The organism is Streptomyces sp. NRRL B-24572, assembly GCF_002156145.1.
In the GTDB taxonomy this organism is placed as follows: domain Bacteria; phylum Actinomycetota; class Actinomycetes; order Streptomycetales; family Streptomycetaceae; genus Streptomyces; species Streptomyces vietnamensis.
The window spans coordinates 1-10,203 of sequence record NZ_MWIG01000168.1 but is presented as its reverse complement, the minus strand read 5'-3'; the positions used below and the strand labels follow the sequence as shown (position 1 = coordinate 10,203).

The following is a 10,203-nucleotide window of genomic DNA, read 5'->3' as shown; positions in this document are numbered from 1 at the left end:
AGCCCGAGCCCGAGCCCGCGACCCCTTCGCACCGCCCGTCGCCCACGACGGAGGCGCCCACCACCCCGCCGTCGGACGCGGACCCGGCCGCGGGCTCGGGCTCGGGCTCGGGCGTGAAGACGTACACCGTGGACGGCGGCCGGGTCACCTTCGACCTCGGGGAGACCTCGGCCGAACTGGTCTCGGCGACGCCCGCGTCCGGCTGGCAGATGCAGGTGTGGAAGCAGCCGACCTGGATCCGGGTCACCTTCACCGAGGGCGGTCGCGAACTGTCGGTCTTCTGCGTCTGGCACGACACCGCTCCCCGCGTGGAGATCGACGACCGGCAGACGTGAGAGCGTCCGTCAGCGGAAGACGGACGGCGGCGGTACGGGTGAGGGCTTGGCGCTCGCGTCGGTGACCGGTGCCGCTCCGCCGGCGAAGTCGGCGAGGGCCCGGCCGTGTTCCACGCGGCCCGGGTGCGGGTCGGTGGCGACCCGGCGGGTCAGTTCGGCCACCGGCAGTTCGCTGTCCGAGGCGAGCAGCACGGCGTTGCCGAAGCGGCGGCCGCGCAGGACCGTCGGGTCGGCGGTGAGGGCCAGTTCGGGGAAGACGGCGGCGGCGGTGGCGATCTGGCCGCGCAGATGGGTCAGGGGCGGGCCGTCGGCGAGGTTCGCCGCGTAGAAGCCGCCGGGCCGCAGCACCCGCCGCACCTCGGTGAGGAACTCGGTGCTGGTCAGGTGGGCCGGGGTGCGGGCCCCGCTGAACACGTCGGCGATGACGAGGTCGGCCCAGCCGTCCTGGACCTTGGCGAGGCCGGCGCGGGCGTCGGTGGAGCGGACCCGGATGCGGGCCCCGGCGTCGAGGGGCAGTTCCCGGCGGACGAGCTGGACCAGGAGCCCGTCGAGCTCCACGATCTGCTGGGTGGAGCGGGGCCGGGTCGCGGCGACGTACCGGGCGAGGGTGAACGCGCCGCCGCCGAGGTGCACGACCTGGAGCGGCCGGTTCGGCGGGGCGGCGAGGTCGGCGATGTGGCCGAGGCGCCGCTGGTACTCGAAGGTGAGGCGGGCCGGGTCGTCGAGGTCGACGTGCGACTGCGGGGCGCCGTCGATGAGCAGCGTCCAGCCGCGCGGACGCTCCCGGTCGGGTATGAGTTCGGCGAGCCCGCCGTCGACGGTCTCGACGACGGGGGCGGCCGCCGCCGCCCGGTCACGCTGTTTGTTCCTGGCCACGGCCCCATTATCCGGGCACGGCCGGTGAAGGGCTCAGTGACAGCGTGGGCGGCTCAGTGGCGGCGTGGGCGGCTCAGTGGCAGCCGTCGGCCGCCTCGATGAGCCGGGCCGCCTCGCCGAGCGCCTCGCGCAGCACGGCGGGGTCGGTGACGGGGTCGGTGTCGCCGGGGGGCAGCAGCCAGCCGGCCGGACGGGGCCCGTCGCCCGCCGGCTCGGGGAGCTCCGGCAGCTCGGGGAGGCGCAGGCCCCGCCCCGAGGTCCTCGTACAGGCGCTGCCCGGCATGTCCCAGGCGGCGGCGGTGCCCGGCGGCACCAGGAAGCCGAGCGTGGCGCAGGTGCCGTCGTGGACGACGGGGCCGACGGCAGGGGCGGCGGCTCGGCGCAGGATGTCGACGGCCTCCAGGCCCTGGCGGACCGGGACGGTCACCAGGTCCCAGGGCCCGACGGCGGTCTTGGGCCCGTCGGCGTCCGGGGCGGACGCGGGGCACACGGCCTCCGGGATGGGCAGGTGGCGCGTGACGTCCGGAACAGGTGCGTGCCACGTGGCCGACTGCGAACCGATCTCCGACATGGGACCCCTCCTCGCTCCAGAGGAGACACGTTCCGTCTCTCCCTTACGGTTCAACGCCCGTGCGCGTCAACGGCTACGGCGGGATGCCGCCGCAAAGGATGGCAGTTCATGGCAGATCGCAGGCGAGATATCCGATTTGTAGCCAAACTCAGCGTACGCATCCGGTCACAGCAGGTACGTTCATGCCCGCCGGACACCCGGCAGCACCAGGAGAGGGCTCGGCCATGGCGATGTCACGGGCAGTTCCCAATCTCGCCTTCCGTCGGCTCCGCGGACAGCACTCGCCGGCGGAGTTCGCCGCGGCGGTCCGCCGGGCGGCGCGGGAGATCGGCGAACAGGTCGCGTGCGACGCCCGCTACATCGGGCGTGTGGAGGCAGGCGAGATCCGCTGCCCCAACTACGCGTACGAGCGGGTCTTCCTGCACATGTTCCCCGGGCTCGGCCTCACCGACCTGGGGTTCTCCGCGCGGGAGACGGTGCGCGGCCGGCGGCAGACCGTCCCGGCCGGGGCAGCGCCTCCCGCCGCCATCACCACCCGGAACGATGAGGAGAGCGACGTGCTGCGTCGCGCATTCATGACGAGCGGCTCCGCCACCCTGGCGGCCGCCTCGCTGGGACTCGGCGGCCCCGCCGTCGCGATCCCCTCCCCCCGCGGCACCCACCGGATCGGCGAGACCGAGGTGCGGGCCGTCGAGGACGCCGTACGGCGGATCCGTCTGCTCGACGACCGGCACGGCGCCGACGGGCTCTACAAGGTGGCCGCCCAGCCGCTCCGTACCGCGTACGCGCTCCTCGACACCGGCACCATGACCCGCCGCTCCACCGAGGACCGGCTGCACGCGGGCGCGGGCGAGCTCTCCCTCTCCGTCGGCTGGCTGGCCCACGACTCGGGGCGGCACGAGGACGCGCGCTCGCACTACGCGGAGGCGCTGGCCACCGCGCGCGTGGCGGGGAACGCGGCCCTGGAGGCGCACGCCTTCTGCAACACCTCGTTCCTGGCCCGGGACACCGGCCGCTACCGCGAGGCGGTCCGGGCGGCGCAGGCCGGGCTGCGGGCCGCGCAGCCGCTGGACTCGGCCCGGCTGCTCTCGCTGCTGTCGCTGCGGGAGGCCGGCGGATGGGCGGGGCTCGGCGACCGGTCCGCCTGCGAGCAGGCCCTCGGCCGCGCGCACGGCTGGTTCGACCGGGGCCCGGCCGAGGGCGACCCCGAGTGGATGTCCTTCTTCGGCGAGCCGGAGCGGGAGGCCCTGGAGGCCGGGTGCTGGGCGGCGCTCGGCGAGTGGGGCCGCGCGGCCCGGCACGCCCAGCGCGCGGCGGTCCTGCAGAACCCGCACTTCGCCCGGAACCTCGCGCTCTACCGCGCCCACCTCGCCAAGGCCCTGGCGCACGCGGGCCGCCCGGACGAGGCGGCGGCGGAGGCGAAGCGCGTCGCGGACTCCCTCGACGGCATCGCCTCGGCCCGGATCCGCGAGCTGCTCTCGGAGACGAGCCGGGTGCTGGCCGGCAGGCCCTGACGGGGCCTACTGCTCCAGGTGCCCCGTGTCGTTCCAGCGCTCGAGCGCCGGGGCGCCGTACGCCCAGCCGAGGACCGAGAGGCTCGTCGGGTCGAGGCGGATGCGGGAGGCGAAGGACACGTCCTCGCCGAGCCAACGCGCGCCGATCGAGCGCAGGATGTGCCCGTGGGCGAAGACCAGGACGTCACGGTCGGCCGAGCGGGCCCACTCGACGATCTCGTCGGCGCGGTCCGACAGCTGCGCGAGGGTCTCGCCCTCGGGGACGCCGTCGCGCCAGATGAACCAGCCCGGCTGGATCTTCTGGATCTCGGGCGGGGTCAGCCCCTCGTACGCCCCGTAGTCCCACTCCATCAGCGCGTCCCAGGGCTCGGCCCTGTCCCCGAAGCCGGCGAGCTCGCAGGTCTCGGCCGCCCGGGCCAGCGGGCTGGTGCGCACCTCCACGCCGGGCAGCCCCTGCCAGGGGCCCCGGTGCAGGCGCTCGCCGAGCAGCTTCGCGCCGCGCCGCCCCTCGTCGAGCAGGGGTATGTCGGTCCTGCCGGTGTGCCGGCCGAGGAGTGACCACTCGGTCTGGCCGTGCCGGGCGAGCAGGATGCGCGGTGCCATGGGAAGGACGCTCCAGGGGTTCACGGTGCGGACGTGCCGCTCCCATCATCTCCGACGTGAATGCGGGGTGGCCTCCGGGCAACCCCCGGGGGCCGTCCGGCGTCCCTCCCCCCGGGGCGATCACCGACGGGGGGACCCGATTCATGCGCAGGCCACGCTGGTGGGCGGAGCTGTTCCTGATCGCCGTCGTGTACGCGGCCTACTCGGGCGGGCGGCTGCTCGTGAAGGGCGACGAGGCCTCGGCCGTGGAGCACGGGCTGGCGATCCTGCGACTGGAGGAGGGTCTCGGGGTCGACGCCGAGCATCCGCTGAACCGGCTGTTCACGGCCGTCCCCGCGCTGGGAATCCCGGCGGACTTCGCGTACGCCTCGCTGCACTACCTGGTGACCCCGGCGGTCCTGGTGTGGCTCTTCCGCCGTCGTCCCGCGCACTACCGGGCCGCCCGCACCTGGCTGATGCTCGCCACCCTGCTCGGACTCGTCGGCTTCACGCTCCTGCCGACCGCCCCGCCCCGGCTGCTCGGCGCGGCGCACGGCTTCGCGGACACGATGGCGCACTTCGCCTCGTACGGCTGGTGGGGCGGGGAGGCCAGCGCGCCGCGCGGGATGGGCGGTCTGACGAACCAGTACGCGGCGATGCCCAGCCTGCACGTCGGCTGGGCGCTGTGGTGCGGGGTGATGCTGTGGCGGTACGGGCGGACGCCGCTCACGAAGACCCTCGGGGTGGCGTATCCGCTGGTCACGACCCTTGTCGTGATGGGTACCGCGAACCACTATCTGCTCGACGCGCTCGCCGGGGCGGCCGTGATGGGCGCCGGTCTGCTCCTCGCCCCGTACGCGCTGCGGTTCGCCGACCGGATCCGCGGGACGGCGGAAGCGCCCCCGGTTGTCAGTGGTGGATGGGAGACTTCCGCGGGTGAGCGCATCCCTGGACAGCGGTCTGTCCCGAGCACCGCAGACGACACCTCGGAATGGGGCCTCCCCTGCTCGAGCGAAGCCGAGAGCTTGGGAAATGCTCGCTGAGCTGCGCGGACCGGCCGTCGTGCCGCGTCCGCTGGACGCCCGGGCCCTCGCGGCGCTGGCCGCCAATCCCGGCTGCAGGCGGCGGGCCATCCTCGACGGCGCCGGGGTCGACAAGTCGGCCCTCGCCGCGAAGCTCGGCTCTCCGGCCCCCTTCGGGCAGTCGCAGTTCGCGATAGTCCGGGGCAACTCCTTCGAGGCCAAGGTCAAGGCGGACGGCGGCCGCGAACTGCTGCGCCTGATCGGCGTGGAGGAGCCGGGCGGGGTGTCCGTGCCGGACCTGGCGGCGGCCGGGCCCGAGGGCCGGGTGGCGCGCACGGCGCTCGCGCTGCGGGAGGCGACCGAGGCGGGGGCGTGGGCGCTGCTCGACCATCCGCTGCTCGCCCTGGAGGTCGCCGGCTCCCCCGTCTACCTGGAGCCGGACGCGGTGGTCGTGCACCCCGACGGCGGGTGGACGGTCGTGGAGATCAAGTCGTTCCCGATGATCGACGGTTCGGCCGACGCGGCGAAGGTCGGCGCCGCCGCCCGGCAGGCCGCCGTGTACGTACTGGCACTTGAGCGGGTGGCGGCGCGTACGGAGGGGGCGCGGGTCGCGCAGTCGGTGCTCCTCGTCTGCCCGAAGGACTTCTCGAACGTGCCGGCGGCCTCGGTGGTCGACGTTCGCAAGCAGCGGTCGGTGACCCGACGTCAGCTGGCCCGGCTGACCCGCATCGACGAGATCGCGCGGGCGCTGCCCGAGGGCATCAGCTTCGACGTGGTGGGGCGGACGGCGGAGGAGCTGACGGCGGCCGTGGAGTGCGTGCCCCACCAGTACGCGCCGGAGTGCCTGGCCGCCTGCGAGCTGGCCTTCCACTGCCGGGCGCGTTCCCGTGAGGCGGGCGCGGTGGAGACCCTGGGCCGTCCGGTACGGGGCGAGCTGGGCGGCCTGACGACGGTGGGCGCGGTCCTGGCGGCGGCGCGCGGTGAGGAGGGCGACCCGGAGGACCCGGCCGTGGCGGCGCTCAGAAGGGCGCGGGCGCTGCGCGAGGAGGCGCTGGCGTCGGCGCCCGCGCGCGCTCCGAGGGAGGCCGTCGAATGCCCCTGCTGAGCCCGCGTACCTGTGCCGCTCCCCGGGAGGCCCTGGCATGTCGTTGATCTCCACGCTCGCCCGGATGGAGGCCGTCGGGTCGGGCCGGGCGCAGCCGCTCGCGACCGTCCGGCACCGGCGGCTTTCGGAGCGGCCGCTGGTCCTCGTACCGCTGACGACCGCCGGTGAGGCGGGCGCGCCGCTGGGCGCGCTCGTCGGCACCGACCCGGAGGAGCCCCGGCTCCTCGTGGTGCCGCAGCCCCGGGACCGCGACCTGCGGTTCGCGTTCCTCGCCGACCTGGCCGAGGAGGTCCTGCCGTACATCGACTCGTTCACGGACGTCGTCGAGGCGGCGGAGAGGAGCGAGACCGACCCCGAGACCGGCAAGAAGGTGAAGGTCGAGGTCGAGCTGTGCGCCGACGCGCCGCAGCTGATCGTGCCGAGCCGGGCCGGCATCGAGTACGTACGGCTGCTCGGGCGGTCCACGCGGTTCCGGCGGACGGCCGAGCAGGACCCGGAGACGCCGTTCCCCGCGCCGCCGCGGGTGCCGCTGCTCGGGCGCTGGCTGACGCACTTCGGCGAGCGGGCCCGGGTGCCCGGCTCCTCGCTGCTCCTCGCGGCGACCGACCTCCTCAACCGGCACTGGGCGACCGGCCAGTCCTCCCTCGAGGACCAGCACTTGGGGGCGCTGCTCGCCTGGATCGACCCCCGGGACGGCGAATCCGGCCCGGAGGGGGCGCTCCGCGCCGAGGTCGGCCGGGACGCCCAGGGGCAGTTGCTGTGCCCGCCGGCCGGTCCCGCCACCGATCCGGCCTTCGACAACCAGCTCCTGGCGCCCGCGATCGAGCGCTACGACCGGGCCCGGCAGGCGCTCGGCGCTGCCGAGGACGGCGAGGCGGCGGACAGCGGCCTCGGCGAACTGCATGCCGCCGAGCGGGAGCTGCGCCGCCTGATCGTCTCCCAGCTGAAGCCGACCTGGTACGCGGTCTGGCAGGCGATCGGCCTGCTCCGTGAACTGCCCGAGGGCGCCAGGGTCGAGGACCGCTGGACCCGCGACCGCTGGTCCTTCACCGGCCACCGCGACCGGGTCGCGGCCGGCGAGCCGCCGCAGCCGCGCCGGGACGACGCCGTCACGGCCGCGCAGAAGCTCGCCGCCCGCGAGCAGGCGCAGGGCCAACTGGAGGCGCAGGAGGCCCTCGACGACCCGCTGGTCCTGGCGGGGCGGCGGCTCGCGGGCGAGGCGTTCACGGCCGAGGTGGTCGAGGTGACGATGGCGTGGACGGAGTCGAAGCGGCCCGCGCCGCGCCCGCTCGTCACGGTCCGCACGGACGACCGGCCGCACCTGGGCGAGAAGGTGAAGGTGTACCGCTCGCTCGACGGCAAGCCGCAGACGGCCGAGTTCGTGCGGTACGAGGAGGACGGCTCGCTGCTGCTGCGGATCCTGGACCGGATGGGACGCTCCAAGGAGCCGGCGGAGGGCTCGGTGCCGGAGAAGGGCGAGCGGATCGCCTGGACGCTGTTCGAGCACGACCAGCGGGTCGGGCCGAAGCTGCCGGAGCCGGAGGAGACGCCCTGGACGCACGGCGGCCCGCCGCGGACGGACGCCGTGGAACTGCCCGACGCCGTGACCCCCGAGGACGTGCTGTGAGCCCCGAGATCTTCGACCCGTCGGCGGAGGCCGCCCGCGCGACCTCCGACATCCTGGCGGACACCCTGCACGGCACCGCGCGCGGCGTCGTCGTCAACTCCCCGCCGGGTGCCGGGAAGTCGACGCTCGTGGTCAGGGCCGCCCTCGAACTGGCCGCCGCCGGGCGCCCCCTGATGGTGGTCGCCCAGACGAACGCGCAGGTGGACGACCTGGTGCTGCGGCTCGCCGAGAAGGAGCCGGACCTCGAGGTGGGCCGGTTGCACTCGAACGACTCCGACCCGTACGACAAGGCGCTCGACGACCTGGCGAACGTACGGAAGTCGGCGAAGGCGGGCGAGCTGACCGGGCTGCCGGTCGTCCTGTCGACGGCCGCCAAGTGGGGACACGTGAAGAACGTGGAGCCGTGGGCGCACGCGATCGTCGACGAGGCGTACCAGATGCGCTCGGACGCGCTGCTCGCGGTGGCGGGGCTCTTCGAGCGGGCGCTGTTCGTCGGCGACCCGGGGCAGCTGGACCCGTTCTCGGTGGTCGGGGCGGACCAGTGGGCGGGGCTCTCGTACGACCCGTCGGCGTCCGCCGTCTCCACCCTCCTGGCCCACAACCCGGAGCTGCCGCAGCACCGCCTCCCGGTCTCCTGGCGGCTGCCCGCGTCGGCGGCGCCGCTGGTGTCGGACGCCTTCTACCCGTACACGCCGTTCCGCAGCGGCACCGGGCACGGCGACCGGAAACTGTCCTTCGGCGTCGCCTCGGACGGCTCGGGCCCTGACCGGGTCCTCGACGAGGCGGCCGGGTCCGGCTGGGGCCTGCTCGAACTCCCCGCCCGGCACACCCCGCGCACCGACCCCGAGGCGGTCGGCGCGATCGCCCTGGTCGTGCGCCGGCTCCTGGACCGGGGCGGCGCGGCGGTCTCGGAACGCTCGGAGACCCCGGTGCCGCTCACCCCGGACCGGATCGCCGTCGGCACCGCCCACCGCGACCAGGCGGCGGCGGTACGGGCGGCGCTCGCGGAGCTGGGCGTGACGGGCGTGACGGTGGACACCGCGAACCGGCTCCAGGGCCGCGAGTACGACGTGACGGTCGTCCTCCACCCGCTGTCGGGCCGCCCGGACGCGACCGCCTTCCACCTGGAGACGGGCCGCCTGTGCGTGCTGGCCTCCCGGCACCGGCACGCGTGCATCGTGGTGTGCCGCGCGGGCGTGGCGGAGCTCCTCGACGAGCACCCGTCGACGGATCCGGTGCAGCTGGGCGTCGCGGTCTCGTTCCCGGACGGCTGGGAGGCGAACCACGCGGTCCTCTCCCACCTGGAGGAACACCGGGTGGCCTGGACACCGTGAGCCCGGACACCGTGCGCCGGTCCCAAACGGGGGCCCGGGAGGCCGTGAGGGGCGTACGGGTCGAGGTTCGCGCTCTTGCGGGGCGCGGGAGAATGGAAGACGGCCCGGGTTTCCGGGCCGTGCCTGTGCGAGGAGGAGAAGGACGATGGCGGAACCCGCGGAGCGGAGCGCACAGCGGCGGCTTCGGCCGGCACCGCTGATCTTCGAGCCTGCCGAGGCGACCGCCGATCCGGAGCACTTCTTCGACCTGGAGTCGATAGAGGACCCCCGCGAGCTGCTGTCCCGGGCGACGGAGCTGACGCTCGCCTTCCGGGCGGCGACGGACCGCGCGACCGAGTTCCAGGCGATCGCGGCCGCGCAGCTCGCGGATCCGCGCCGGTTCGACCGGCTGACGCCGGCGGACGTCGCCGAGCGGGCGGAGTGGACCGAGGACTACGCCCGGAAGATGATCGAGTTCGGCCGCGACCTGATCCGGACGAACGGTCGCCCGTCGGAGGACTGAGCCCGGGGGCCGGACGGGTGGGTGCCCGAACCGGCAGGTGCCCGAACTGGTGGGTGCCCGAACCGGTGGGTGCCCGGCTCCCTGGCCGGTTCGCGTGGCTCGGAGACGTACACCTGACCGAAAAAGCCCCCCTGGCATATGCCGAGGGGGCACGATACTCCTCGCCCACCCCTCCTGTCCGGGATTCCGGGAACCCTCGGCAATCGCCGTGTCACGCCCGGTAGACCTGGATCCATGACGACCTGGCTGCGCGACGAGACCCCGCACGACATCTTCCGGTTCCTCCGGGAGAGCGACGAGGGACGGCACCAGACGGCCCGGGTGACCGCCGACGGGGCCGCCTGGCTCGCCTCGGCCGCCGGGGGCCGCGACGGGGCCGCGCTGACCCGCTGGGAGTCCCGGCCCGCCTCCCCGGCGGCGCTGCCCTGCGGAACGGTCTTCGACGTCGTCAACGTGGACCCGGTCTTCGGGCGCCGGATGCTGGACCGGCTGTGGGAGGAGGGCCCGGGCTCGGGGCCCGTCGCGGTGCACCGGGGCCGGATGATGCTGTTCGCCGCGCCGGGGACGGCCCAGCGGCTGCCGGCGCTGCTCGACTGGGAGGAGTGGGGGGACTCCGTTCCCCGGCCGCTCTGCCATGGGCTCGGGGACGCGGTGACCGTGCCGCCGCTCGTGCCGTCCGGCTCCTCCGGGCCCCGCTGGCTGGTGGCCCCCGACTCCCGGCACCCGTGGCTGCCG

Annotated in this window: 10 protein-coding genes and 1 pseudogene; 8 read left to right on the top strand and 3 right to left on the bottom strand. The window is 75.0% G+C overall.

From position 1 onward, the window contains the following. Positions 1 to 335: pseudogene (locus tag CCN56_RS11065) on the top strand (hypothetical protein); the annotation flags it as partial. A gap of 9 nt (positions 336 to 344) precedes the next feature. On the opposite strand, the gene CCN56_RS11060 reads toward CCN56_RS11065, so the two are convergent. After that, positions 345 to 1,211: a spermidine synthase gene (locus CCN56_RS11060; RefSeq protein ID WP_086825995.1), complete on the bottom strand. Its 867-nt coding sequence runs from the start codon at positions 1,209 to 1,211 to the stop codon at positions 345 to 347. 73 nt (positions 1,212 to 1,284) lie between these two features. Continuing rightward, positions 1,285 to 1,782, bottom strand: coding sequence for a hypothetical protein (locus tag CCN56_RS11055; protein ID WP_179199793.1), 498 nt, complete (start codon positions 1,780 to 1,782; stop codon positions 1,285 to 1,287). A 224-nt stretch (positions 1,783 to 2,006) separates the two neighbouring features. Here CCN56_RS11055 and CCN56_RS11050 point away from each other — a divergent pair, with 224 nt between their 5' ends. Beyond that, complete coding sequence (locus CCN56_RS11050) at positions 2,007 to 3,296, top strand: tetratricopeptide repeat protein (RefSeq protein ID WP_086825994.1); 1,290 nt, start codon at positions 2,007 to 2,009, stop codon at positions 3,294 to 3,296. Positions 3,297 to 3,302: 6 nt separating this feature from the next. On the opposite strand, the gene CCN56_RS11045 is transcribed toward CCN56_RS11050, so the two are convergent. Next, positions 3,303 to 3,899, bottom strand: coding sequence for a histidine phosphatase family protein (locus CCN56_RS11045; protein ID WP_086825993.1), 597 nt, complete (start codon positions 3,897 to 3,899; stop codon positions 3,303 to 3,305). Positions 3,900 to 4,042: 143 nt separating this feature from the next. Here CCN56_RS11045 and CCN56_RS11040 point away from each other — a divergent pair, with 143 nt between their 5' ends. The 6 genes from CCN56_RS11040 to CCN56_RS11015 form a co-directional block, all read left to right on the top strand. Beyond that, positions 4,043 to 4,921, top strand: a complete 879-nt coding sequence (locus tag CCN56_RS11040; protein WP_086825971.1) for a phosphatase PAP2 family protein — start codon at positions 4,043 to 4,045, stop codon at positions 4,919 to 4,921. Then, on the top strand, positions 4,815 to 6,005 hold the full coding sequence (locus CCN56_RS43090) for a hypothetical protein (RefSeq protein ID WP_086825970.1): 1,191 nt from the start codon (positions 4,815 to 4,817) through the stop codon (positions 6,003 to 6,005). Before CCN56_RS11040 ends, CCN56_RS43090 begins: the two co-directional genes overlap by 107 nt. Positions 6,006 to 6,042: 37 nt before the next feature. Beyond that, the gene (locus tag CCN56_RS11030) at positions 6,043 to 7,632 is read left to right on the top strand and encodes a hypothetical protein (RefSeq protein ID WP_086825968.1); all 1,590 of its coding nucleotides are present in this window, start codon (positions 6,043 to 6,045) and stop codon (positions 7,630 to 7,632) included. After that, positions 7,629 to 8,966: an AAA domain-containing protein gene (locus tag CCN56_RS11025; protein WP_086825967.1), complete on the top strand. Its 1,338-nt coding sequence runs from the start codon at positions 7,629 to 7,631 to the stop codon at positions 8,964 to 8,966. The genes CCN56_RS11030 and CCN56_RS11025 overlap by 4 nt, the downstream gene beginning before the upstream one ends. Positions 8,967 to 9,111: 145 nt before the next feature. Then, positions 9,112 to 9,468, top strand: a complete 357-nt coding sequence (locus tag CCN56_RS11020) for a hypothetical protein (protein ID WP_041129380.1) — start codon at positions 9,112 to 9,114, stop codon at positions 9,466 to 9,468. Positions 9,469 to 9,702: 234 nt separating this feature from the next. Continuing rightward, positions 9,703 to 10,203, top strand: a 501-nt coding sequence (locus tag CCN56_RS11015; RefSeq protein WP_086825996.1) for a hypothetical protein, incomplete at its 3' end; no start/stop codon positions are given.

Bases quoted from the DNA above. Each gene is read 5' to 3' on its own strand.
- CCN56_RS11055 (WP_179199793.1), bottom strand. From the start codon at position 1,782: ATGTCGGAGATCGGTTCGCAGTCGGCCACGTGGCACGCACCTGTTCCG.
- CCN56_RS11050 (WP_086825994.1), top strand. From the start codon at position 2,007: ATGGCGATGTCACGGGCAGTTCCCAATCTCGCCTTCCGTCGGCTCCGC.
- CCN56_RS11045 (WP_086825993.1), bottom strand. From the start codon at position 3,899: ATGGCACCGCGCATCCTGCTCGCCCGGCACGGCCAGACCGAGTGGTCA.
- CCN56_RS11040 (WP_086825971.1), top strand. From the start codon at position 4,043: ATGCGCAGGCCACGCTGGTGGGCGGAGCTGTTCCTGATCGCCGTCGTG.
- CCN56_RS11030 (WP_086825968.1), top strand. From the start codon at position 6,043: ATGTCGTTGATCTCCACGCTCGCCCGGATGGAGGCCGTCGGGTCGGGC.
- CCN56_RS11020 (WP_041129380.1), top strand. From the start codon at position 9,112: ATGGCGGAACCCGCGGAGCGGAGCGCACAGCGGCGGCTTCGGCCGGCA.